This window comes from Mesorhizobium sp. P2_F8, from assembly GCF_056403655.1.
The window spans coordinates 59,344-83,990 of sequence record NZ_JBFUFB010000012.1 but is presented as its reverse complement, the minus strand read 5'-3'; the positions used below and the strand labels follow the sequence as shown (position 1 = coordinate 83,990).

Genomic DNA, 24,647 nt, shown 5'->3' with positions numbered 1-24,647 from the left:
GCGGGCCAATACAAGGTCGCGCGGAGGGAAAACAGGTGCCAAATTTCTCGCGCATAAAAGTAAGTGGGTGGCGACAGTTCGACGCCGTCGATATTGACCTGTCAAAACAGGTTACTATTCTTACGGGGCAGAATGGGTGTGGTAAGACGACTATACTTAATTTGCTTAGCCGCCACTTCGGATGGAATATAAACTTTGTCTCTACACCATACGTTAGTAAACGAACCGCGAAGCGTATATGGTCAGATCTATACAACAGCAATAACTCCGATGTGGACCAATTCGATAATAACACTGTATCGATTGGATCCATCGAATACGATAACGATGTTGTTAGTGATCTCCGGACAAAGTCCATTACCGGGGCTCAATACAATCCAGAATATGCAAATATGTGTGCGGTAGACGGGATACATATCCCGTCTCACAGACCTATAGCAACGTACACTAATGTGGAAAGCATACCAACAGAACCAGTAACTTCAGCGCAACACTACCAGCAATACCAAGCGCTTATTGCACAATATCACAACGCAGGGAAGAGTTCAAATCCTGGGTTAGTTCAGAAAAGATCGCTTATCTCTTTGGCCTTGTTCGGCGAAGGCAATAGTAACGTTACTCCCAATCCGGACATGAAGAAGCTATACATCGATTTTCAGCGCGTATTGCGATCAATGCTCCCGGAGAGTATCGGATTCGAGCGTATAGAAATCCGCATGCCCGAGGTGGTACTCGTAACTAAATCGGGTACGTTCTCGTTAGACGCCATGTCGGGCGGTGTGAATGCTATATTTAGTATAGCATGGCAGATTTATATGTTTGGTTACGACAAAGACTCCTTCGTTCTAACGATAGACGAACCAGAGAACCACCTACATCCCAATATGCAGCGCACGTTCATACCGAAGCTCGCTACTGCCTTTCCAAACTGCCGCATTATAGCTGCGACCCATAGCCCTCTCATAGTCTCCAGTTACGCGGCGGCCAATGTAGTCGCCCTCATGAGGAACGGGACACAGAGGATAATTTCGGAACAGCTTGACCTTAAGGATATATCGGGCACCCCGAACGAAGTGCTTCGCGAGATACTTGATGTCCGTTCAAACTTACCAGTTTGGGTGGAATCTGAGATTGAGAGGCTTATTCGTCGATCAGACTCCAAACCCCAAGAGAAGCGCGCGAAGTACATAATGGATCGTCTTAAGAAACTTGGAATTGCCGATGCTATCGTGGAATACAAAAGGAGGTCAAGAGGTGCGGGCGGTAACTAAGCTAGCCGAACCAAAGGTACTTCAAGACAATAGGGAAGCATGGACGGCAGCCTACATCGCAGAGCCAGAAAACAACTATAGAAAGTACCGATACCGTGACCAGGAAATAAAAACATGTCTTGTCGCGGAGACATCAAACAAATGTGTTTATTGCGAAAGCAAGATCGGGCATAATACGCCGGGTGACGTAGAGCACAAAACTCCAAGCTCTCTAGACATTACTATGCATTTCGTGTGGATCAATCTTACAATAGCCTGCACAGAGTGCAATCGTAGAAAGAATGACTATTTCTCTGAGTTGAAGCCTTTTCTCGATCCGTATATTCCCAATGTCGAGCAACGGCTTGTCCATCATGGTCCAACTGTAAGCTGGGTGCCGGGCGATGCTGTTGCAGAAATGACCGTCAAGATACTACAAATCAATGATGCTAAGAGAGGTCAGCTCGTAGCGCGGAAAGCGGAGCACATCGACGCCATCAACAATGCTGTGGCAAGGCTCCACGATGGTGATCCCCTCGTTGTAGAACTGATGAAGATGCGCATAGCGGATTATAAGTCACCAAGCTCGGAGTTCTCAGGTATGGCCATAGCAATTTGTCAAACGTACGGTCTGTAGCCGACCCCCGTGGAACTTTGCCTCCTGGCAGCTCACTGGGAACTAGGTGACATGTTCCTCGCCATAGTGAGGGGTAGCCATTGAACGAACGAATCTTGGTGGACGCCCTCCTCAGCTCCACCAATGAGTGAAGCATTTGCTTCAAAACAGCATCGCTGGTACGTAGTGGAACATTATGGGGAGGCATTCTGTCTCCCTGCCTTGCCGGTTTGCCCAGCTGCATTGGGCTTCGAGACGATGGTGGGTAGCCCTGTCACGCCCACCATCCAATCCCAGACGATCAATACATTGCGCTGAGTTTCCGCTGGCCTGGCATCCAACGGCCGGCTAGCCCTGCTTTTCCTTGTAGAGCAGCAATTCAGGCCGATATTCGAAATGCATGGTGTCGTAGTGATACCAACGCCCACCCCAGATAAAACCCTGCTTTTCAAACAACGTGACGATTGACAAGGGAATGCGGTTCTTGAACGGGATACGGCCCTTGCTGTCGGGCTTATTCCAGAACCAATAGTCGGAATAACCGACATTGATGTCGAATGCGGCCCCGAAGGAATGAACGCTGAGTTGGTCCGTGCCGGCGATGACCCGCCAATTGAAACCGCCGCCCGGCTTGAGGCCGTAGCGGCTCATGTCGACGGGCAAATCCTGCAAGGCATTCGAGATTTTGGAGAGGCGCGCGTCGACACCGAAGAGCGACGTTATCCGAACCGGATACTTGCCCAGTTTGGGCAGCCATTTGACGGTCGTCAAATGATGGCCGACCGCCGCGGCACTGGCCCCATAAAGTTTTTTGAAAAAAACCTCGTTGCGAATCCGACCGGGATCGAAATCCACGTCGGGGATAAGGTCTCCGGCACTGGCTGTCGGATAAATGTAGTGGAACATGTCCTCGATATCGGGGGACTTGATCAACTCCTCGGCTGTGCGTGCCTTGCCGTCATCCCACACCATCGTGGCACCATCCGACCACGTCACCGTATTGCCCGAGATGGTAAAAAGGCCGGGGTAGGCTTCGAGCAGCGCAGCCTTGGCGTCAGCCTGATCGACGCCATCACCGCCTTGCGCGGCTGACAAGGGGATCGCCGCCAGCAAGATCACGAAACGATGGAAATCTTTAGCTTCATCGCCAGCACGGCCCCCGAAATCGCACGCCTACCCCTTTCGATCATAAACGAAAAGGGAATGTGATCAGGGCACGAGCCCACGTTTATCCTGAGATGCCCGCGACGGCACACAAACTTCCCATCCTGGCCACCGCCAGCTCCGGATCGGCCAGCAACCCGGCCTGGTCGGCAAGGCGGAAGACATCGGCATAGTGGCGGATACCGCGCGCCGACTGCATGCCCCCGACCATGGCGAAATGGTCCTGATGGCCGTTCAGCCAGGCCATGAAGACGATGCCGGCCTTGTAGTATTCGGTCGGCGCCTCGAAAATTTTTCGCGACAGCGGCACGGTCGGCGCCATCAGAGCGTCATAGCCGGCGCGGTCGCCATCCGCCAGCTTCGCCAGCGCCGCGTTGGCGACCGGCGCAATCGCATCGAAAATGCCGAGCAGCGCGTGCGAATGTCGTCCGCCGTCGCCGGCAATCAGTTCGGGATAGTTGAAGTCGTCGCCGGTGAACATGACGACACCGTCCGGCAGCCGGTTCCTGAGCGCGACCTCCTTGCTGGCATCGAGCAGCGAGATTTTTATCCCCTCCACCTTGCCGGCGTGGCGTTCGATGATGGCGACGACAGTGTCTAGCGCGGCCTCGAAATCGCCGCTGCCCCAGTAACCTTTCAGCGCCGGATCGAACATGTCGCCCAGCCAGTGCAGGATGACCTTGCCGGCCGCCTGGCTCAGGATGCGGTCATAGACGCGCACATAGTCGTCCGGGCCCTTGGCGACCGCCGCCAGGGCGCGGCTGGCCATCATGATCGCCTTGCCGCCCTGCCCCTCGATGAAAGCGAACTGCTCTTCATAGGCGGCGATGACATCGTCGAGCGTCCGGGCGGCGCTTGGGGCCAGGTGGTCGGTGCCGGCACCCGAGGCGAGATCGGCGCCTTCGACGGTGCGCGCTTCCGCGATCGAACGGCGGATCAACTCCTGCGCGTTTGTCCAGTCGAACCCCATGCCGCGCTGCGAGGTATCCATCGCCTCGGCGATGCGGAAGCCGAGCCGCCACAGATGATGACGGAATGCCATCGTCCTGTCCCAGTCGACCGCCGGCTGCGACCACGGATCGGTCATCGCCAGCGGATCGGCAACGACATGGGCCGCGGCATAGGCGATGCGCGAAAACCGCGCGCCGACCACCGGCTGCACCGGCTGGCCGACCAGAGCGTAGCGGCTGCTGCGGCCACCCTCACCAGGCAAGACAATGTCCATCGCTCTCTCCCTATCGCCGTGCCTATAAATGGAACGTTCCAATAAATCAAGAACCTTTACGATTCAGAGATCATTCGCGGACAAATGCTGCGCCGCAACACGGAAAGCCTTACGGAATGGGCCAACTGGCCTCACCAGATCAATTTTTCGAATCCGGAAAGAACCTCGATTGACTCCAGATGAGGTTAGTGATTAGAACGTTCCAATAGATCGGCTTGAAAATCGGGGAGGATGCATCTGGATGGCCAGCCGGGCCAAGGCAACGATATTCGACATCGCCCGCGAAGCAGGCGTGTCCAAATCGACGGTGTCGCTCGTGCTCCAGGGCAGCGGGCTGATCCGGCCTGAGACCGCGGTCAAGGTTCGCAAGGCGATCGAGGATGTCGGTTACGTCTACAACCGTGGCGCCGCCAATCTGCGCAAGGCTCACTCCAACGTCATCGGCATGGTCATCAACGATCTCACCAATCCCTTCTTCGCCGAACTGGCGGTCGGCATGGAGCGCGTCTTCCAGTCGGCCGGCATCGTGCCTTTCATAGCCAACACGGCGGAAAATCCGGTGCGCCAGGAAGAGGTGCTCAAATCGCTGATGGAGCAAGGCGTCGCCGGCCTCATCGTGTCGCCGGCGCGCGGCACCACGCCAGGCGCGTTCCGCCGCCTGGAGATGGCGGGCGTTCCGGTCGTCTTCGCCATGCGCCGGCTGCCCGAAAGCCGCATTCCGGTGATCACGCCCGACAATCATCGCGGCGCCTACCTGGCCGCCGCCCATCTCATCGGAAAGGGGCATCGCCGGCTGGCCTTCTTCGGCGGCTCGGCCGACCTCGTGGTCTATCAAGAGCGGCTGGGCGGCTTTCGTGAAGCCTGCGAGACGCTTGGCATCGCCGCCCGCGACATCACCGTGATCGAAGGCGAGACCAGCCGCAGGGGCGGCATCGCCTGTCTGGATACCGCTCTCGCAACATCCGAACCGCCGACCGCGGCACTCTGCTTCAACGATGCGGTCGCTTTTGGCGTCATGCTGGCGCTGCGCAAGCGTGAGCTTGAGCCCGGACCGGATTTCGCCGTCGTCGGCTTCGACGACGTGGTCGAGGCCGAGCACTACATGCCGGCCTTGACCAGCGTCTCGGTGGACACGGCCGGCCTCGGCGAACGCGCCGCCCATGTCATGCTCAAGATGATCCAGTCGCGCACGACGCGGGCCGAAGATCATATCGGTGCGGTCAATCTGGTAGTCAGGGAAAGCTGCGGCCCGGATCGCCGCGCCCGAAACAGGCCCGCAGGAATGGGGGATGCGGCATGAGCGTCAGATGGGGCTTGATCGGCGCCAGCACGATCGCCAGACAGTTCATGATCAACGCCATCCGTTCGCAGGGCGATGGCGAGATCGCGGCGGTCATGAGTTCCAATCCCGAGCGCGCCACGGCCTATGCCGCGGAAAACAACATCCCGCTGGCTGTTTCGACGCTAGACGCTCTGCTGGGCGCCGACATCGACGCGGTCTACATCTCGACCACCAACGAACTGCATCTGGAGCAGGCTTTGGCCGCAGCAAAGGCGGCAAAGCATGTGCTGTGCGAAAAGCCGCTGGCGCTGACCAGCGACGACGCGCGCACAATGGTCGCCGCCGCGAAGGCAGCCGGCGTCGTGCTCGGCACCAATCACCATCTGCGCAATGCCGGCGCGCACCGCGCTATGCGCGAGGCCATCGCCGCCGGCCGCATCGGCAAGCCGATCGCCGCGCGCGTCTTCCATGCCGTCTACCTGCCCGAAAACCTGCAGGGCTGGCGCATCACGAAGCCTGAGGCAGGCGGGGGCGTGGTGCTCGACATCACCGTGCATGATGCCGACACGCTGCGCTTTGTGCTCGGCGACGATCCGGTCGAAGTGTCGGCCTTCACGCAGTCGGCCGGCATGGCCGGTAGTGGGCTGGAAGACGGCGCCATGTGCATCTGGCGCTTCAAATCGGGCGTCATCGCCCAGTCGCATGAAGGCTTCACCACCAAATTCGCCGACACCGGTTTCGAGGTGCATGGCTCTGAGGGCTCGCTGATCGCCAGGAACGTGATGACGCAGAAACCGGTCGGCTCGGTGTTGCTGCGCACGGCCAACGGCGAGGAGAAACTGAGCTTCGACCGCGAGGACCTCTATTCCCGGTCACTGCGCCAGTTCCACGCCGCGATCCGTGGCGAAGGCCAACCTTCGGCCACCGGCGAGGACGGCATCTGGTCGCTCACAGCTGCCGAAGCAGCCCTTCAATCGGCCGGTTCCGGCAAGGCCGTCAAGATCGACCCGAAACTCGGGAGCAGGAATTGAGCAAGGTCGTTTCCGCCGCTGAAGCCGCAGGCCTGATCAAGGATGGCATGGTGGTGTCCGTCTCGTCGTCGAGCGGTCTCGGCTGCCCGGACGCGGTGCTGGCCGCGATCGGCGAGCGCTTCGACAGCGAAGGCCATCCGAAAGACATCACCACGCTGCACCCGATCGCCGCCGGCGACATGTATGGCATCAAGGGCATCGACCATCTGGCCAAGCCTGGCCTGTTGAAGCGCACATTGTGCGGCTCCTATCCGTCGGGGCCCTCCTCGTCCGAGCCGCCGCAGATCTGGAAGATGATCGGCGACAATTCGGTCGCAGCCTACAATGTGCCGTCCGGCATCCTGTTCGACATGCACCGCGAAGCCGCCGCCAAGCGTCCGGGTGTGCTGACCAAGGTCGGCCTCGATACGTTCGCCGACCCCCGCCACCAGGGCTGCGCCATGAACGCGGCCGCCAGTGAGCCGATCGTTTCGGTGCAGCAGTTCGACGGCGAGGAATGGCTCTATTTCCGCTCGATCGTGCCGCAGGTCTCGATCATCCGCGCCACCACGTCAGACGAGCGCGGCAACCTCACCTACGAGCATGAGGGCGCCTATCTTGGCGGCCTGGAACAGGCGCTCGCCGCCCGCAACAATGGCGGCGTCGTCATTGCCCAGGTCAAGCGCGTCGTCGAGAACGGCACGCTGAAGCCGCACGACGTGCGCGTGCCTGGCGTGCTGGTCGACCACATCGTCGTCGCGCCCGACCAGTTGCAGACGACGCTGACGCCCTATGATCCGGCAATCTCGGGCGAGGTCTTCCGGCCGCTGTCGAGCTTCCGCAATGCCGAAATGAACGTGCAGAAGGTGATCGCGCGCCGCGTCGCCTTGGAACTCCGCGACGGCATGGCCGTCAACATCGGCTTCGGCATCTCGGCCAATGTGCCGCGCATCCTGCTCGAGGAAGGTCAGCACGGCWAGGTCACCTGGGTGATCGAACAAGGCGCCGTCGGTGGCGTGCCGCTGCTCGACTTCAAGTTCGGCTGCGCTTCGAACGCCGAGGCGATCATGCCCTCGCCGCACCAGTTCATCTATTTCCAGGCCGGCGGCTTCGACGCGTCGCTGCTGTCCTTCCTACAGATCGACCGCCACGGCTCGGTCAACGTCTCGAAACTGTCCGCACGGCCGCATGTCACCGCCGGTGCCGGCGGCTTCGTCGACATCACCGCCCGGGCAAGGAAGATCGTCTTCTCGGGCTTCTTCAACGCCGGGGCGAAACTCTCCTTGGCCGATGGCGGCATCCGCATCGACCAGGAGGGCAAGGTCAAGAAGGTGGTCAACGAGGTCGAGCACATCTCCTTCTCGGGCAAGCGCGCGGTCGCGCAGGGACAGGACATCACCTATGTCACCGAGCGTTGCGTGATGAAGCTGACGCCGGAGGGCCTGGTCGTCACCGAACTCGCACCCGGTATCGACCTGCAGCGCGACGTGTTGGCCCAGGCCGAGATCCCGCTCGGCGTCGCCAAGGATCTCAAGACGACACCGGCAGCGCTCTACCTGGACCAACCGATCGGGCTGTCGCTGAATGGCGGCGCCTCGCTTGGAGGCGCGCATGGCTGAGCGTCTCGTCACATTCGAGCAGGATGGTGCCATCGGCGTCGTCACGCTGCGCCGGCCGGAGAAATTCAACGCGCTGGATATTCCGATGCTGCGCGCGCTGGAGGCAGCGCTGGACGAAGCGGAAATGGCGGAAGGCGTGCGTGTCGTGCTGCTGCGCGGCGAAGGCAAGGGCTTTTGCGCCGGCGGCGATGTCGAGGCGTGGGCGCAGATGAGTGCCGCCGACTTCCAGGTGCAATGGGTCCGCTACGGCCATCGCGTCTTTGACCGGCTGGCGCGGTTGCGGCAACCGACCATCGCCGTGCTGTCCGGCCATGCGCTGGGCGGTGGGCTGGAGCTGGCGGTCGCCTGCGACTTCCGCGTGGCCGAGACACAGGTGAAATTAGGCTTCCCCGAAACCTCGATCGGTGTTGTCCCCGGCTGGTCCGGCACACAACGCGCGGTGCGCCGCTTCGGCGCGCAGACGGTGCGGCGTATGGCGCTGGGCGGCGAGATTCTGCTCGCTCCCGAAGCGCTGGCGCTCGGCGTGGTCGACCGGGTGGTCGAAACCGGCAGCGGCCTGTCCGAAGCCAGGGCCTGGGCCGAAAAGATCGCCGAGCGCGGCCCGCTGGCGACGGAAGCCGCCAAGCTGATGGTCGCGGTCGCCGAAGGCGAGGAAAGTGCCGCGGCGACAGAAGCGCTGGCCAGCGGCTTCATCGCCCTGACCGGCGATCTCAAAGCCGGCGTCGGCTCTTTCAAGACCAAGCAAAAACCAGCATTTTCAAGATCCTGAGGATTACACAGTTAGATGAACGCCCCTCTCAACATCATCATGCCCGCCGAGGCATCCGCAGCGCCAAGAACCTATCGGCTGCTGATCAACGGCAAGCATGTCGATGCCCGCGATGGCCGCACGCTGGAGCGCAAGAGCCCCGGCCACGGCTTTACCGTCTCGCACTATGCACAGGCCGGCGAAGCCGAAGTCGATGCCGCGGTGCAGGCCGCGCACAAGGCGTTCGAGACCGGCCCCTGGCCGCGCATGAAGGCGGCCGAGCGCGCCGCGATCCTGCTCAAGACGGCCGACCTGATCGAGGCACGGCTGGAGGAGATCGCCCGGCTCGACGCACTGGAATCCGGCAAGCCGATCGCCCAGGCGCGCGGCGAAATTGGTGGTGCTGTCGACATCTGGCGTTATGCTGCCTCGCTCGCCCGCACCTTGCACGGCGAATCCTACGCCAATCTCGGCGACGCCATGCTTGGCGTGGTGCTGCGCGAGCCGATCGGCGTCGTCTCGATCATCACGCCATGGAATTTCCCTTTCCTCATCGTCAGCCAGAAACTGCCCTTCGCGCTCGCCGCCGGCTGCACGGCGGTGGTCAAGCCGAGCGAAATGACTTCGGCCTCGACCTTCGTCCTCGGTGATATCCTGATGCAGGCCGGCCTGCCCGCTGGCGTCGTCAACACCCTCGCCGGTCTTGGCGCCGATGTCGGCGCGCCGATGGTCAGCCATCCCCTGGTCGAAATGGTCTCGTTCACCGGCTCCACCCGCGTCGGTAAGATGACGATGGCCTCCGCCGCGCAATCCTTGAAGAAAGTCTCGATGGAGCTCGGCGGCAAGAACGGCCAGATCGTCTTTCCCGACGCGGACCTCGAAGCGGCGGCCGACGCGGCCGTATTCGGCGGCTTCTTCAACGCCGGCGAATGCTGCAATGCCGGCAGCCGGCTGATCGTGCACGAGGCGATCGCCGACGATTTTCTCGGCGCGGTCAAGGCGCTTACAGCCAGGGTGACGGTCGGCGATCCGCTCGACGACAACACCAAGGTCGGCGCGATGATCTCGTCCGACCATCTGGCCAAGGTAGCCGGCTACGTCACGGCAGCGGCAAGCGACGGCAGCAGCGTCTATAGCGGCGGCAAGCGTTTGGCCTCGAATGCCGGCCAGTACCTCGATCCCACCATCATCCGCGGCGTCACCGAGGACATGGCCATCGCGCGCGAGGAAGTGTTCGGGCCGGTGCTCTCGGTGCTGACTTTTGAAACGATTGAAAAGGCGTTGCACATCGCCAACAACACGCCTTATGGTTTGTCTGCGGGCGTGTGGAGCGCCAGCATCGACACCTGCATGTCGGTGGCGCGGAATGTGCGTTCGGGAACCGTCTGGGTAAACACGTTCATGGAAGGTTACCCCGAGCTGCCATTCGGAGGCTACAAGCAGTCCGGTCTCGGACGCGAACTCGGCAAACGCGCCGTAGAGGACTATACCGAAGAAAAGACAATCCAGTTTCATCGCGGCCAACGCACCGGATGGTGGGTCGGCTGAGTTGAGAAGAACCCGGCGGACATTCGCCGGTCGTGTAGATGCAACAAGGGAGGAAGTACATGTTGCGCAAACTTCTTATCGGAACGGCTCTCGCATCGGGCCTTGCGTTCGCGGCCCATGCCGCGGACGTCAAGGAAGTCCAGATGCTRCATTGGTGGACGTCGGGCGGCGAAGCGGCTGCTCTCAACGTTCTCAAGGGCGATCTGGCCAAGGAAGGCTATGCCTGGAAGGACGTGCCGGTGGCCGGCGGCGGCGGCGACGCAGCCATGACCGCGCTGAAGGCGATGGTCGCGGCCGGCAACTACCCGACCGCCTCGCAGATGCTCGGCTACACCGTGCTCGACTATGCGGCGGCCGGCGTCATGGGCGACCTGACCGAGACGGCGAAGAAGGAAGGCTGGGACAAGTCGGTTCCGGCCGCCCTGCAGAAGTTCTCGGTCTATGACGGCAAGTGGGTCGCAGCTCCGGTCAACGTCCACTCGGTGAACTGGCTGTGGATCAACAAGGCCGTCATGGACAAGATCGGCGGCACCGAGCCGAAGACCTTCGACGACTTCGTTGCCCTGCTCGACAAAGCAAAGGCGGCAGGCGTGATCCCGCTCGCTCTCGGCGGCCAGAACTGGCAGGAAGCCACCATGTTCGACTCGGTCGTGCTGTCGACCGGTGGACCTGAGTTCTACAAGAAGGCCTTCAACGACCTCGACGACGCTTCGCTCAAGTCCGACACGATGAAGAAGTCGTTCGACAATCTCGCCAAGCTCGTCACCTATGTCGACCCGAACTTCTCCGGTCGCGACTGGAACCTTGCCACCGCCATGGTCATCAAGGGCGACGCCCTGGTGCAGGTCATGGGCGACTGGGCCAAGGGTGAATTCCACGCCGCCAAGAAGACTCCGGGCACGGACTTCCTGTGCTATCGCTTCCCGGGCACCGACGGCTCGGTGATCTACAACTCCGACATGTTCGGCATGTTCAACGTTCCGGATGACCGCAAGGCCGCCCAGGTCGCATTGGCCACCGCCACCCTGTCGAAGAGCTTCCAGTCGGCCTTCAACGTCGTCAAGGGTTCGGTTCCGGCCCGTACCGACGTTCCGGACACCGACTTCGACGCTTGCGGCAAGAAGGGCATCGCCGACCTGAAGGCAGCCAATGACGGCGGCACGCTGTTCGGCTCGCTCGCCCAGGGTTATGGCGCGCCTCCGGCGGTCGCCAATGCCTACAAGGATGTCGTCTCCAAGTTCGTCCATGGTCAGATCAAGACCTCGGACGAGGCCGTGACCGAACTGGTCAAGGCGATCGACGACGCCAAGTAAGCGCCACACACCAAAAGCGCCTTCCCCGCTCCAGCGGGGAAGGCTCCGATCCGCGAACCTGGTTGGCCTCGCGTCGACGGGAGGAGCCCTATGAGCACGGTAGCGACAAGCCAGATCAAGCTGACGCCAGAGCACGCCCGACCGCGCGCCTCGGTGCGCTCGCGCCTGCAGGACGCGCTGCCGAAGATCGTGCTGGCGCCGAGCTTCGCCATCACCATTGTCTTCGTCTACGGCTTCATCCTGTGGACGATCTATCTGTCCTTCACCAATTCCAAGACCTTCCCGTCCTATGTCATCACCGGTTCACGCGCCTACCAGCGGCTTTGGGGCTGGACCTTCGACACCGACCCGCCATCGAGCTGGTACACGTCGATCACCAACATGGGCATTTTCGGCTTTCTCTACATCTTCATCTGCCTGGCGCTCGGCCTGTTCCTGGCCATCCTGCTCGACCAGAAGATCCGCGGCGAAGGTGTGCTGAGGCCGATCTACCTCTACCCGATGGCGCTGTCCTTCATCGTCACCGGCGTCGCCTGGAAATGGTTCCTCGATCCCGGTCTCGGCCTCGAGCAGACCTTGCATCAATGGGGCTGGACGAGCTTCCATTTCGACTGGATCAAGAACAAGGACTTCGTCATCTACACCGTGGTCATTGCCGGCGTCTGGCAGGCCTCCGGCTTCATCATGGCGATGTTTTTGGCCGGCCTGCGCGGCATCGACGGCGAGATCATGAAGGCGGCGCAGATCGATGGCGCCACCACCTTCCAGCTCTATCGCCGTATCGTCATCCCGCTGCTGCGGCCGATCTTCCTGTCGGCCTTCATCGTGCTCGCCCACCTCGCCATCAAATCGTATGACTTGGTCGTGGCGTTGACCAGCGGCGGCCCCGGCGGCTCGGCCTGGCTGCCGTCGAACTTCATGTATGAGTACACCTTCAAGCGCAACGAAATGGCCGTCGGCTCGGCCAGTGCGGTGATCATGCTGATGACCATCATCGCCATCATCGTGCCCTACCTCTATTCGGAACTGCGGGAGAAGCCGCGATGAGCGCCGTCACCACGCCCGCCCGCCAGGCCTCAGGCGGCGTCAACGCTAGGATCGTCAACCGCATCGTCATCTACGGGCTGCTGGCGCTGTTTGCGCTGTTCTACCTGATGCCGCTGTTCGTCATGCTGGTCACCTCGTTCAAGACCATGGATGAGATCCAGAACGGCAACATGCTGGCGCTGCCCCAGGCACCGACCTTCGATCCCTGGGTGAAGGCCTGGGGCGAGACCTGCGTCGGCCTCACCTGCGCCGGCATCAAGGGCTATTTCTGGAACTCCATCAAGATGGTGGTTCCGGCCGTGCTGATCTCGACGATGCTCGGCGCCCTCAACGGCTACGTGCTGACCAAATGGCGCTTCCGCGGCGCAACGCTGGTGTTCGGGCTGATGCTGTTCGCCTGCTTCATCCCGTTCCAGTCGGTGCTGTTGCCGATGGCGACGATCCTCGGCAGCCTTGGCCGTTTCGGCGTGTCGCTGCAGAACTCGGTCGGAACGAGCTTCGGCCTGGGCAACGCGACGGTCAATCTCGTCTTCGTCCACGTCGTCTACGGCATCGGTTTCACCACTTTGTTCTTCCGCAACTATTACGAGGCGTTTCCGACCGAACTGGTCAAGGCGGCGCAGGTCGACGGTGCCTCCTTCTTCCAGATCTTCCGCCGCATCATGCTGCCGAACTCGATGCCGATCTTCGTCGTCACCGTCATCTACCAGTTCACCAACATCTGGAACGACTTCCTGTTCGCCTCTGCCTATGCCGGCACCGGCGACGCGATGCCGATGACGGTGGCGCTCAACAACGTCGTCAACACCTCGACCGGCGTCGTCGAATACAACGTCAACATGGCGGCCGCGATGATCGCCGCACTGCCAACCCTTCTCGTCTATGTGCTCGCCGGCCGCTATTTCGTGCGCGGTCTGATGGCGGGCGCCGTCAAAGGATAATCTGATGGCTTTTCTGGAAATTGATGGCCTGAGAAAGCGCTTCGGCCAGGTCGAGATCCTCAAGGGGATCGATGTCGAACTGGACAAGGGCGGCTTCCTGGTGCTGGTCGGCCCGTCCGGCTGCGGCAAGTCCACCTTGCTCAACACCATCGCCGGCCTGGAGACGATCACCTCGGGCGAAATCCGTGTCGAAGGCCGCGCAATCAACGATCTGCATCCGTCCAAGCGCGACATCGCCATGGTGTTCCAGAGCTATGCGCTCTATCCGAACATGACGGTGGCCGGGAACATCTCCTTCGGCATGGAGATGCGCGGCGTGCCGGCGGCCGAACGGCAGAAGGCGATCGACAAGGTGGCCAAGGTGCTGCAGATCGGCCACCTGCTGCAGCGCAAGCCAAGCCAGCTTTCCGGCGGCCAGCGCCAGCGCGTCGCCATGGGCCGGGCGCTGGTGCGCGACCCAAAACTGTTCTTGTTCGACGAGCCGTTGTCCAACCTCGACGCCAAGCTGCGTGTCGACATGCGCATCGAGATCAAGCGCCTGCATGCCACCACCGGCACCACCATCGTCTATGTCACCCACGACCAGATCGAGGCGATGACGCTGGCGACCAAGATCGCCGTCATGCGCGACGGCGAAGTACAGCAGTTCGGCACCCCGGCCGAGATTTACAACAACCCGACCAATCTCTTTGTCGCCGATTTCATGGGCTCGCCGGCGATGAACCTGATCCCGGCGACGATCGGCACCAACGGCAATGCGCTGTCCGTCGTGCTGCAGCGCGAGGCGCGCGAGCCGATCTCGCTGCCGATGGCCAATGCGCCGGCGGGCCTGTCGGCATTCCAGGGCAAGCCGATCATCTTCGGCGTCCGCCCCGAAGCCCTGACCGATCCGGAAGGCGCCGAGCGCAATGCCTCGAACATCGCCACTGCCGACTGCTTTATCGAGGTCGTCGAACCGGCAGGCTCCGACACCTTCGCCGTCACCAATCTCGGCGGCAAGGGCGTGGTGGCGCGGCTACGCGCCGACGCCAACATCCAGCCCGGCACCAACACGCCGCTCGCCTTCAACCTGACCAAGGCGGTGTTCTTCGATCCGGCGACCGAAAACCGCATTCTCTGACCGAGATGACAAATCCCGACATCGTCATAATCGGCTCCGGCATCGGCGGCGCCACGATCGCCTCCGGTCTGGCCGGCAGCGGCGCCTCGATCCTGATGCTGGAGCGCGGCGAACCGTTGGCGGCAACGCCGCATGCGCGCGACACCCGTTCCATCTTCGTCGACGGCCACTATCGGCCGAAGGAGATGTGGCGCGAGGCCGGCGGTGCGGCCTTCAACCCCGGCAACTATTACTATGTCGGCGGCAATTCGAAATTCTACGGCGCCGTGCTGATCCGCTACCGCAGGGAAGATTTTGCGGCCATGGAGCATTTCGGCGGCGTCTCGCCGGCGTGGCCGTTTTCCTATGAAGAATTCGAGCCCTGGTATTCGAAGGCCGAGCAATTGTTTCGCGTGCGCGGCTCACTCGGCGAGGATCCGACCGAGCCGTTCCACTCGATCCCCTATGCCTTCAAGCCTGTGCCCGACGAGGCACCGATCGCGCGCGCCCGCGCCGAGCTCAAGGGCCTCGGCCTGCATCCGGCCTCGCTGCCGCTTGGCGTCGACATCGACACCTGGCTGAACGAGGGCAAGACCGGCTGGGACGCGTTTCCCAACACCGGCCAGGGCAAAGTCGACGCGCAAACGGGACCGCTGACGGCGGCGCTGACCGACCAGAACATCAAGCTCGAGACCGGCGCTTACGTCGAATATCTGGAAGCCTCGGCCGACGGCAAAACCATCGTCGCTGTTCACTATCGCCAGAATGGTGCGTTGAAAAAGCTGACGCCGAAGCTGGTCATCCTCTCCGCCGGTGCGGTCAATTCGGCCGTCATCCTGCTGCGTTCGCCGTCACCCGCCACCGGCAAGGGCGGTGGCAAGGGTGTCGCCAACCGCTCCGACCAGGTCGGCCGCAATTTCATGAACCACAATTCCAGCGCCATGCTGGCCATCGATCCGCGCCGCCGCAACGATGCCGTCTACCAGAAGACGCTGATGCTGAACGATTATTATCTCTCCGACGGCAAGGGCGGCAAGCCGCTCGGCAACGTCCAGTTGCTCGGCAAGATCGACGGCAACATCCTCAGCGCCAACGTGAAATTCGCGCCGAAGTTCGCGCTCGATTTCATGGCCGGCCATGCCGTCGATTGGTACTTGATGTGCGAGGACCTGCCCGATCCCGAAAGCCGCATCATGGTCGACGGCAAGGACATCGTCATGCAATGGCGGCGCTCCAACATGCAGTCGCTCGACGGCTTGACCAAGGTGATGCGCGAAAACTTCCGCGCCTGCGGTTATCCGATCGTGCTGTCGCGCCCCTTCGACAAGCGCACGCCGTCGCACCAGTGCGGCACGGTGAAGATGGGCGACGATCCGGCCAGCGCGCCGCTCGACCCGTTCTGCCGGTCCTTCGATCATCAGAATCTGTTCGTTGTCGATGGCGGCTTCCTGCCGAATTCGGCCGCCGTCAATCCGGCGCTGTCGATCGCCGCGCAAGCTCTGCGTGTCGCCGACCACATCCGCAAGAGCGAGCTTTCCGCATGAGCCGCCCGGCGGCCATCGTCACTGGCGGCGCGCGCGGCATCGGCCTTGCCTGCGCCGAAGCGCTTGCCGGTGCCGGCTTCAACATCCTCGTCGCCGACCTTGCCGAAAAACCCGCTGACGGGTTAGCAAAGGACATCACCACGCGCGGCGCGAAGTTCGCCTATGTCAGCTGCGACATCTCCGATCTCAGCGGCCATGCGGCACTGGTCGACGCCGCGATGCGCGCCTTCGGCCGCATCGACTGCCTGGTCAACAATGCCGGCGTCGGCGCCGTCGTGCGCGGCGACCTCCTGGAACTCAAGCCAGAGAATTTCGACAAGGCACTCAACATCAATCTGCGCGGCACCGTATTCCTCAGCCAGGCCGTCGCCAAGGCGATGCTGGCTGTCCCAGGCGATCACCCGAGATCGATCATCACCATCACTTCGGTCAGCGCCGAAATGGCGTCGCCGGAACGACCGGACTACTGCATCTCGAAAGCCGGCCTGTCGATGTGGGTGAAGACCCTGGCGCTCAGGCTTGCCGCCGAGGGCATCGCTGTATTCGAGGTGCGGCCGGGCATCATCCGAACCGACATGACATCAGGCGTCACCGCCAAATACGGCGCCTTGATCGACGGCGGGCTGGTGCCGGCAAAGCGCTGGGGCGAAGCATCGGACATCGGTGCCGTGGTGGCGACGCTTGCCGGTGGCAAGCTCGGCTTTTCGACCGGCTCGATCATCAATGTCGACGGCGCGCTCTCCGTGCCGCGGCTTTAAGGTGGATAGTGTCATGACCGACTACATCATCGTGGGCGCCGGCCCAGCCGGCTGTGTTCTGGCCAACCGGTTGAGCGAGGATCCGACGCATCAGGTGCTGCTGCTGGAAGCCGGCGGCAAGGACTGGCATCCCTATATCCACATGCCGGCGGGCTTCGCCAAGATGACCAAGGGCATTGCCTCCTGGGGCTGGTCGACCGTGCCGCAGAAGCACATGAAGGACCGCGTCTTCTGGTACACCCAGGCCAAGGTGGTCGGCGGCGGTTCTTCCATCAACGCCCAGATCTACACGCGCGGCAATGCCCGCGACTATGACGCATGGGAGAAGGAAGAAGGTCTCGCCGGCTGGGGCTATCGCGATGTGCTGCCCTATTTCAAGCGAGCCGAAAACAACCAGCGCTACGCCAACGACTTTCATGGCGACCAGGGCCCGCTCGGCGTGTCGAACCCGATTTCGCCACTGCCGATCTGCGAGGCCTATTTCCGCGCCGGCCAGGAGATGGGCATTCCCTTCAACCCGGATTTCAACGGCGCCAGCCAGGAGGGCGTCGGCTACTACCAATTGACCCAGAGGGATGCGAGGCGTTCCTCGGCTTCGGTCGCCTATTTGAAGCCGATCCGCGCTCGCAGGAACCTCACCGTCAGGACCGACGTGCTGGTAACCCGCATCGTCGTCGAGAAAGGCCGCGCCATCGGTGTCGAGATCGTCGACAGGCCGGGCGGCGAGAAGAAAATCCTGCGCGCCGACCGAGAGGTGATCGTCTCGTCTGGCGCCATCGGTTCGCCGAAGCTGTTGATGCAGTCGGGTATCGGCCCGGCCGACCATCTGAAATCGGTCGGTGTTACGCCGGTGCATGATCTGCCCGGCGTCGGCTCCAATATGCAGGATCATCTCGACCTGTTCGTCATCGCCGAATGCACCGGCGACCACACCTATGACAATTACGCCAAGCTGCACCGCACGGCCTGGGCCGGCCTGCAATACCTGCTGCTGAAGAAGGGACCGGTGGCTTCCAGCCTGTTCGAGACCGGCGGCTTCTGGTACGCCGACCCGACCGCAGCCTCGCCCGACATCCAGTTCCATCTCGGCCTTGGCTCCGGCATCGAAGCCGGCGTCGAGAAGCTGAACAACCCCGGTGTCACCCTGAATTCCGCCTTCCTGCGCCCGCGCTCGCGCGGCACGGTGCGGCTGAAGAGCGCCGACCCGTCTGACCATCCGCTGATCGATCCGAACTACTGGTCCGACCCCTACGACCGCGCCATGTCGATCAAGGGACTGCGGCTGGCGCGCGAGATCATGCGGCAGAAGGCACTTCAGCCCTACGTGCTGCGCGAGGTGCTGCCCGGCCCGTCGCTCGCCAGCGACGACGAGCTGTTCGACTATGCCTGCCGCAGTTCCAAGACCGACCATCACCCGGTCGGCACCTGCCGCATGGGCCATGACGACATGGCCGTGGTGACGCCGGATCTGCGGCTGCGCGGCATCGACGGCCTGCGGGTCTGCGACGCCTCGGTGATGCCGCGCGTGCCCTCCTCCAACACCAATGCGCCGACCATCATGGTCGGCGAAAAGGGTGCCGACCTGATCCTCGATCGCGAGCCGCTGCCGCCGGCCGTGTTTTCCGGAAACCGGGCGGCTTAGGAGCAAAAGATGATCAGGCACTGTGTCTTCGCCAGGTTTCGCAACGATGTTCCCGCCGCCGAGCGCATGGCGATCCATGCCGATCTTGAGGCGCTGCGACAGGTGATCGACGGCATGGACACGGTCCAATTCAGCGCCAATGTCAGCCCCGAGCCGTTCGCGCGCGGCTTCACCCATGGCTTCACCATCGATTTCCGCGATGCCGCCGCCCGCGACGCCTATCTGGTGCATGAGGCGCATCAGCGCGCCGGCGCCCGGCTGGTCGCCGCTCTCGAAGGCAGCACCGACGGATTGATGGTCTTCGATCTCGACCTTACGAAAAAGTGACCGCCGGATTTTCGAAAGCCGGCTGACGGCTGTTCTCTTTTGCCGACCGGGCGACATATCGTTGCCCGGGGACGGCAAAGGAGGAAGGTCTTGAACCTCAATTCCCAACAGAAAAAAACCGTCCTGGCTTCATTTCTGGGCTGGACGCTCGACGCTTTCGATTTCTTCCTCCTGACATTCCTGCTTACGGATATTGCGACTGAATTCCAGACCGACGTCCCGGCCGTCTCCAAGGCGTTGTTCCTGACTTTGGCAACACGCTTCATCGGCGCGTTTTTCTTCGGCATGCTTGCCGACAAATACGGGCGCAAGCCCATCCTCATGCTCAACATCGTCAGCTATTCGGTGATTGGCGCGCTGGCCGCCTTCTCGCCCAATCTCGGCATCTTCCTGGCACTGCGCGCCCTGTTCGGCATTGCCATGGGCGGCGAATGGGGACTTGGCAGTTCGCTCGCCATGGAGTCTATCCCGCCCAGCGCGCGCGGCATGGTCTCGGGCATCCTGCAATGCGGCTATCCGACGGGCTACCTCTTGGCGGCAGTGGTCTATGGCCTGCTCTATCAGCAGACGATCGGCGGCTACACGATCGGCTGGCGCGCCATGTTCCTGCTCAGCTTCGTGCCGGCATTGATCGTGCTGTTCATCCGCTCGCATGTGCCGGAATCGCCGGCCTTCGTGGACGCGCGGAAGACCGCCAGGCCGGGACTATTGGAAACCCTGCAAAAGCACTGGGGCGTCGCGCTCTATGCGGTCGTGCTGATGATGTTCTTCAATTTCTTCAGCCATGGCACGCAGGACCTCTACCCGACCTTCCTGAAGAAGCAGCACGGCTTCGATCCGCATACGGTGAGCTGGATCACCATCGTCGCCAACATCGGCGCCATCGTCGGCGGCCTGGCATTCGGCGCGCTGTCCGAGAAGATCGGCCGCGTCAACGCCATCACCCTGGCGTGCCTGATTGCTTTGCCGTCGATTCCACTGTGGGCCTACAGCACCACGCCCTTCATGCTCGCCGTTGGCGCCTTCGTCATGCAGGTCGCGGTCCAGGGCGCCTGGGGCGTCATCCCGGTGCATCTCAACGAGCTTTCGCCGGGGTCCGTGCGTGCGACCTTGCCCGGCTTCATCTATCAGGCCGGCAATCTCGCGGCGTCCTATGGCGGCCCTTACCAGGCAGGCATCGCGGAAGCCCCTGGAGGCAGCTACGGATATGCGCTTGCGCTTTTTGCCGGCGTGGTTGCCGTCTGCATCATCGTCGTCATCCGCTTCAGTCCGGAGCGACGCGGCCAGGTGATGACCGTGCTGGGCTAACGGCGGCAGCTAGCCTAGTCGGAGCGCAACAACGCCGGCGACGATGCTGAGCGCGGCGGCAGCGCGCCAGTTGGTCATCTTCTCGCCGAGGGCAAAGACCGAGATCATCATGGCGAACAGGATCGAGGTCTCGCGCAGCGACGCCACCGATGCGATCGGCGCCTTGGTCATCGCCCACATCACGATCCAGTAGGCCGCACCGCTGAGTACGCCGGTGAACAGGCCCACCTTCCAGTCGCGCGCCAGCACCGGCAGCGCTTTCGGCCCACGGAAGATAAGGCACAGCACCAGGGCTCCGAGGGCATCGCAGATGAACAGCCAGGCGGCGTAGCTTTGCGCTGTGGCCGCCAGCCGCGCGCCGCTGCCGTCGGACAGCGTGTAGCTGGCGATGAAGATCGAGGTGCCCAGCGCAAAGCCGACCGCGCGCAGGTTCAGCTTTTCCAGATGCGCACCGCCGCGAAACGACATCACCAGCGTGCCGGTCGACAGCAGAAAAATACCCAGAATGGCAAGCGGCGCCGGCACCTCGGCGACCACGAACATACCGCCAAGGGCTGCCAGCAAAGGTGCTGTGCCACGCGCCAGCGGATAGGTCTGGGCGAAATCGCCGGCCTGGTAGGCGCCGATCAGGAAGGTCCGGTAGCCCATGTGGAAGATCACCGAGGCGATGATGTAGGGCCACACCTGCGCCTTCGGCACTTCGACGAAAGGCAGCACGACAAGGGCGGCAGCCCCCATGCCGAGCGTCATCAGCGTGATCGACAGGAAACGGTCGAGATGGACCTTGACCAGCGCGTTCCAGATCGCGTGCATGGCGGCGGCGGCAAGCACCGCGAAGAAGACGAAGGGCGTCATTGCCGGCTCATCCGCCGCGCAGCACGGCGAGCGGCGTCTCGAGGTCGATGTCGACCCGTAGCGGGAAATGGTCCGATGCGACCTCGCCGACATCGGCGCCGACCGAGCGGACGCGCCCGGCAAACATGCCGCCGACAAAGCAATGGTCAAGCCGGCGTTTGGCCAATTTGCCGTCGATGGTCTTCACATGGGTGTGGAAATCCGCGGTCGGCTGGCTGGCAACCGTGGCGGCGTCGACGAAGCCATCGAGGTAGGCGGCGCCGCGATGATAGGGCGTGTTGCCGACGATACGGCCATACTCGGCGCTGCCCGGCTCCATGTTGAAATCGCCCATCCAGATCGCTTCCCACGGATTCTCCGGCTCCGGCTCGCCATTGCTCCAGTTGCGCGACGGCTCGTCATCGACGCCGCTCCACGGTCCGCCCTCTCGGGTCGCACGGCGATGTTCGCCCAAGAGGTAATCGATCTGCTCCAGCCGCTCCTCCGCTGCGATATGGGCGAGATGCAACGAAAACACCCGAACCGGGCCGGCCGGCGCTCGGATCATGCATTCAAGCGCCGCGTTGCGCGTGTTGAGCGGCCGCAGTGTGCGGCGCATCGGCAGCGCGTGCAGGCGCGACCAGACAATCGGCAGCTTCGACAGCACCATGGTGCCGAACTGCCGGCGCCGGTTGATCAGACGGCCGTCGCGCTGCTCGCTGGCGTCCATGTCGAAGGCCGGACCATAGACCCAGTGATAGTCCGGCAGCAGGCGGGACAGCAGCTCCGACTGGTCATCATCATTGCTGCGCTGCCAGTGCCGCTCGACTTCCTGCAGCGCAATGATGTCGGCACCGGCGACGATGCGTGCGGCGCGCGAAAGATCGTAGTGGCCGTCGCTGCCGAACCCGTACTGGATGTTGTAGCTGACCAGCTTCATTGCTTATCCGGCTCATTTTCGATGATGGCAGTAGCGGTTCGGCAGATTGGTTGCAATGTGCAGGGAAATGGCAGCGGCTTGGGCCAGATATCTCACGTCGTCAGTGGCTGGAAACTTCCAGCTGGCGATGCCGCCAGTTCCGACCAGTCGATTTCCTCTTCAAGCCGGTGATAGGCCTCGTCACCGATTGTGCCGTTGCGGCGCAGTTCCTCGAGCGTGTCGCGCTGGCGGTTGATGGCATAGAGGCGCAGCCGGTCATATTCGGTGGCCGCCTGTGCGTCCTCCGGGTTTTGAGCGATCAGGCGCTGAGCCTCATACTGCTCGCGCACAACAGCAGCAGCGGCTGATGTCTTGCGGCTCAACACGTCAAGGGCGGCCTGCATGATGGCCACCCGCGCCTGCGCCACCTCGTTGTCGACCGTTCTGTCCGGGTCGAAGTTGAGTATCCGCAGCAGCGGCTTCAGGGTCATGCCTTGCAGCACCAGCGTGCCGAGAACGACCGCGAAGGCGGCAAGCACGATCGGATCGCGGCCGGGAAAGCCCGCCGGCAGAGCAATGGCCACCACCAGCGTCACCAGGCCCCGCATGCCACACCAACCGACGAGCACCGCGCCGCCAAACGTTGGCACATCTCGCCTTTGGTCTTCGCTTCCGAAGCGGGCCAACCATCGGATGATCGCAACGTAACTCCCCACCCAGACGAGGCGTGCCACGATGACGACGGCCAGCACCGTTGCAGCGAAGAGAAAGGCTTCGCCTTGCCCTTCGCCGGAGAGGCGGCCAACGATCGATCGTGCCTGCAGGCCCATCAGCACGAAGGCCAGCACATTGAGCACGAAGACCGCCGATTCCCACACCGAATAGGTGCTGACGCGCCGCCTGGCCGACATGCGGCGCGGCGCCGTCCGCGCAATGGTCATGGCGTAGACGACGATGGTGATGATGGCGGACAGGCCCAGCCTGTCGGCCAGGATCCAGACTCCGAATGTCCCGGCGAATTGAACCACCGTGCTGCTTGCCGCATCCTCGATCCGGCTGAGCGTCAGCAGCGAAAAGCGGCCGAGCAGATAACCCGCGACGAGGCTGCCGATCGTCGACAGCAGAATCGTCGGAATGGCGTTGCTCAGCATGATCGAGCCGAGCGCTGCAGAAACCGCCAGGCGGTAGATCAGGAGTGCGGTGGCATCGTTGAGCAGGCTCTCGCCCTGCAGGATGGCGGTGATGCGGTGCGGCACCTTGAACTGCCCGAGTACGGCGCTCGCCGCGACCGCATCGGGCGGCGCGACGATGGCGCCGAGCGCGATTGCCGCCGCGACCGGCAGCCCGGCCATCTTCCAGCCGACGAAAGCGACGACCGCCGCGGTGAAGACGACGGCGCCGAGCGCCAGCAGCGCGAGCGGCAGCCGGTAGCGGTTGAGATCCCGCAACGATGTGTCGTAGGCGGCATCTAGAAGCACCGGCGCAATGAACAGGGCAAGAGCCAGTTCCGGATCGATCTCGATCATTGGCGCACCGGGCACGAAGGCAATCCCGACCCCGGCCAAGGCCAGCAGGGACGGATAGGGAATCTCCAGCCGCCGCGACAGCGCCGTCAGCGCAACGGCAGTCAAAAGCAGGACAAGCGTCAGTTCGAAAAGAGCCATGGCCTGTTACCCCCGTGATGCTGCACTGTCGGCAGTGGCAAGCCAGCAAGATGCTGTTGATTGACCATTGCGCACAAGCCCCGTGGCAGTATGTCCAGCAGTCACTTGCAGCGTAAGAGTCCAACGATGATCCTGATTGGCCAATTTGACTCCCCCTTCGTTCGCCGCGTCGGCATTGCGATGACCTTGTACGGCATCGCCTACGAGCACCGTCCGTGGTCGGCCTTCGGCGATGCCGACAAGATCCGGCCCTACAACCCGCTGACCCGGGTGCCGACCCTGGTGCTGGACAATGGCGAGGTGCTGATCGAAAGCCATTTGATGCTCGACTATCTCGACAGCCTCGTTCCAGCCGAGCGGGGGATGTTTCCGGCAGCCGAACCGGCGCGTCACCAGGCGCTGCGGATATCAGCCCTGGCAACCGGCCTCGCCAACAAGGCGGTCAGCCTGTTCTATGAGACGCGGCTGCATAAGAAAGTTTCCGACCTTTGGGCCGGGCGCTGCCGCACACAGATCGAGGCTGTCCTTGCAGTCCTGGAAGCCGATCGTCGGGGAAGGTCGACACCTTACTGGTTCGGCGACCGCATCGGCCATGCCGACATCGCGGTCACCGCCGTGCTCCGCTTCATCCGCGAGGCGCATCCCGGGCTTGTGTTGCTGGCCGACTTCCCGGCGCTGGACGCACATGCCGCAAAAATGGAAGCGCTGCCGGTCTTTCAGACAGTCATGCAGCCATTCATAGCACCGGCCTGAGGGGGCTTGGTTCTTCCCCTGCCCCGTCTGCTCTAC

The 24,647-nt window shown here is 62.4% G+C and carries 22 protein-coding genes; 17 read left to right on the top strand and 5 right to left on the bottom strand.

What is annotated here, in order from left to right; translation table 11 throughout:
* Positions 1–35 precede the first annotated feature (35 nt).
* Positions 36–1,271: an AAA family ATPase gene (locus AC1DZP_RS26710; RefSeq protein ID WP_477306543.1), complete on the top strand. Its 1,236-nt coding sequence runs from the start codon at positions 36–38 to the stop codon at positions 1,269–1,271.
* Positions 1,255–1,887: an HNH endonuclease signature motif containing protein gene (locus AC1DZP_RS26705; RefSeq protein ID WP_477306541.1), complete on the top strand. Its 633-nt coding sequence runs from the start codon at positions 1,255–1,257 to the stop codon at positions 1,885–1,887. The genes AC1DZP_RS26710 and AC1DZP_RS26705 overlap by 17 nt, the downstream gene beginning before the upstream one ends.
* Positions 1,888–2,214: 327 nt before the next feature.
* Here the strand turns inward: AC1DZP_RS26705 and AC1DZP_RS26700 are convergent, their stop codons facing one another.
* Both AC1DZP_RS26700 and AC1DZP_RS26695 read right to left on the bottom strand, forming a co-directional pair.
* Positions 2,215–2,979: a M15 family metallopeptidase gene (locus AC1DZP_RS26700; RefSeq protein WP_477306539.1), complete on the bottom strand. Its 765-nt coding sequence runs from the start codon at positions 2,977–2,979 to the stop codon at positions 2,215–2,217.
* Between the two features lie 115 nt (positions 2,980–3,094).
* A complete protein-coding gene (locus AC1DZP_RS26695; protein WP_477306537.1) occupies positions 3,095–4,255 on the bottom strand; it encodes a dihydrodipicolinate synthase family protein in 1,161 nt (386 codons plus the stop codon).
* A 241-nt stretch (positions 4,256–4,496) separates the two neighbouring features.
* Between AC1DZP_RS26695 and AC1DZP_RS26690 the strand changes: the two genes are divergently transcribed.
* From AC1DZP_RS26690 to AC1DZP_RS26625, 14 genes are all read left to right on the top strand, one after another.
* Positions 4,497–5,555 carry a LacI family DNA-binding transcriptional regulator gene (locus tag AC1DZP_RS26690; protein ID WP_477306535.1) on the top strand — a complete coding sequence of 353 codons (1,059 nt, stop codon included), beginning with the start codon at positions 4,497–4,499 and terminating at the stop codon, positions 5,553–5,555.
* Positions 5,552–6,568: a Gfo/Idh/MocA family protein gene (locus AC1DZP_RS26685; protein WP_477306533.1), complete on the top strand. Its 1,017-nt coding sequence runs from the start codon at positions 5,552–5,554 to the stop codon at positions 6,566–6,568. The genes AC1DZP_RS26690 and AC1DZP_RS26685 overlap by 4 nt, the downstream gene beginning before the upstream one ends.
* Positions 6,565–8,166: an acyl CoA:acetate/3-ketoacid CoA transferase gene (locus AC1DZP_RS26680; protein ID WP_477306531.1), complete on the top strand. Its 1,602-nt coding sequence runs from the start codon at positions 6,565–6,567 to the stop codon at positions 8,164–8,166. Before AC1DZP_RS26685 ends, AC1DZP_RS26680 begins: the two co-directional genes overlap by 4 nt.
* Complete coding sequence (locus tag AC1DZP_RS26675; RefSeq protein ID WP_477306529.1) at positions 8,159–8,935, top strand: enoyl-CoA hydratase/isomerase family protein; 777 nt, start codon at positions 8,159–8,161, stop codon at positions 8,933–8,935. Before AC1DZP_RS26680 ends, AC1DZP_RS26675 begins: the two co-directional genes overlap by 8 nt.
* 15 nt (positions 8,936–8,950) lie before the next feature.
* Positions 8,951–10,462, top strand: coding sequence for an aldehyde dehydrogenase family protein (locus AC1DZP_RS26670; RefSeq protein WP_477306527.1), 1,512 nt, complete (start codon positions 8,951–8,953; stop codon positions 10,460–10,462).
* Positions 10,463–10,521: 59 nt separating this feature from the next.
* Complete coding sequence (locus AC1DZP_RS26665; protein WP_477306525.1) at positions 10,522–11,775, top strand: ABC transporter substrate-binding protein; 1,254 nt, start codon at positions 10,522–10,524, stop codon at positions 11,773–11,775.
* 90 nt (positions 11,776–11,865) lie between these two features.
* On the top strand, positions 11,866–12,822 hold the full coding sequence (locus tag AC1DZP_RS26660; RefSeq protein WP_477306523.1) for a carbohydrate ABC transporter permease: 957 nt from the start codon (positions 11,866–11,868) through the stop codon (positions 12,820–12,822).
* A complete protein-coding gene (locus tag AC1DZP_RS26655) occupies positions 12,819–13,763 on the top strand; it encodes a carbohydrate ABC transporter permease (RefSeq protein WP_095084591.1) in 945 nt (314 codons plus the stop codon). The genes AC1DZP_RS26660 and AC1DZP_RS26655 overlap by 4 nt, the downstream gene beginning before the upstream one ends.
* Before the next feature lie 4 nt (positions 13,764–13,767).
* Positions 13,768–14,883, top strand: coding sequence for an ABC transporter ATP-binding protein (locus AC1DZP_RS26650; protein WP_457154399.1), 1,116 nt, complete (start codon positions 13,768–13,770; stop codon positions 14,881–14,883).
* 5 nt (positions 14,884–14,888) lie between these two features.
* Positions 14,889–16,406 carry a GMC oxidoreductase gene (locus tag AC1DZP_RS26645; RefSeq protein ID WP_477306521.1) on the top strand — a complete coding sequence of 506 codons (1,518 nt, stop codon included), beginning with the start codon at positions 14,889–14,891 and terminating at the stop codon, positions 16,404–16,406.
* Positions 16,403–17,164, top strand: coding sequence for a 3-ketoacyl-ACP reductase (locus AC1DZP_RS26640; protein ID WP_477306519.1), 762 nt, complete (start codon positions 16,403–16,405; stop codon positions 17,162–17,164). Before AC1DZP_RS26645 ends, AC1DZP_RS26640 begins: the two co-directional genes overlap by 4 nt.
* A 13-nt stretch (positions 17,165–17,177) precedes the next feature.
* Positions 17,178–18,806 carry a GMC family oxidoreductase gene (locus AC1DZP_RS26635; protein WP_477306517.1) on the top strand — a complete coding sequence of 543 codons (1,629 nt, stop codon included), beginning with the start codon at positions 17,178–17,180 and terminating at the stop codon, positions 18,804–18,806.
* Positions 18,807–18,815: 9 nt separating this feature from the next.
* Complete coding sequence (locus AC1DZP_RS26630) at positions 18,816–19,133, top strand: Dabb family protein (RefSeq protein ID WP_477306515.1); 318 nt, start codon at positions 18,816–18,818, stop codon at positions 19,131–19,133.
* Positions 19,134–19,223: 90 nt separating this feature from the next.
* A complete protein-coding gene (locus AC1DZP_RS26625; protein ID WP_477306513.1) occupies positions 19,224–20,441 on the top strand; it encodes an MFS transporter in 1,218 nt (405 codons plus the stop codon).
* 9 nt (positions 20,442–20,450) lie between these two features.
* On the opposite strand, the gene AC1DZP_RS26620 is transcribed toward AC1DZP_RS26625, so the two are convergent.
* The 3 genes from AC1DZP_RS26620 to AC1DZP_RS26610 form a co-directional block, all read right to left on the bottom strand.
* Positions 20,451–21,296, bottom strand: coding sequence for an EamA family transporter (locus AC1DZP_RS26620; RefSeq protein WP_477306511.1), 846 nt, complete (start codon positions 21,294–21,296; stop codon positions 20,451–20,453).
* A gap of 7 nt (positions 21,297–21,303) precedes the next feature.
* Entirely contained in the window at positions 21,304–22,215 is a 912-nt protein-coding gene (locus AC1DZP_RS26615) for an endonuclease/exonuclease/phosphatase family protein (RefSeq protein WP_477306509.1), read from the bottom strand.
* A gap of 92 nt (positions 22,216–22,307) precedes the next feature.
* Positions 22,308–23,858, bottom strand: coding sequence for a cation:proton antiporter (locus AC1DZP_RS26610; RefSeq protein ID WP_477306507.1), 1,551 nt, complete (start codon positions 23,856–23,858; stop codon positions 22,308–22,310).
* Positions 23,859–23,984: 126 nt separating this feature from the next.
* Here AC1DZP_RS26610 and AC1DZP_RS26605 point away from each other — a divergent pair, with 126 nt between their 5' ends.
* Positions 23,985–24,611 (top strand): glutathione S-transferase family protein, encoded by a 627-nt coding sequence (locus tag AC1DZP_RS26605; protein ID WP_477306505.1) that lies wholly within the window; start codon positions 23,985–23,987, stop codon positions 24,609–24,611.
* Positions 24,612–24,647: the final 36 nt, after the last annotated feature.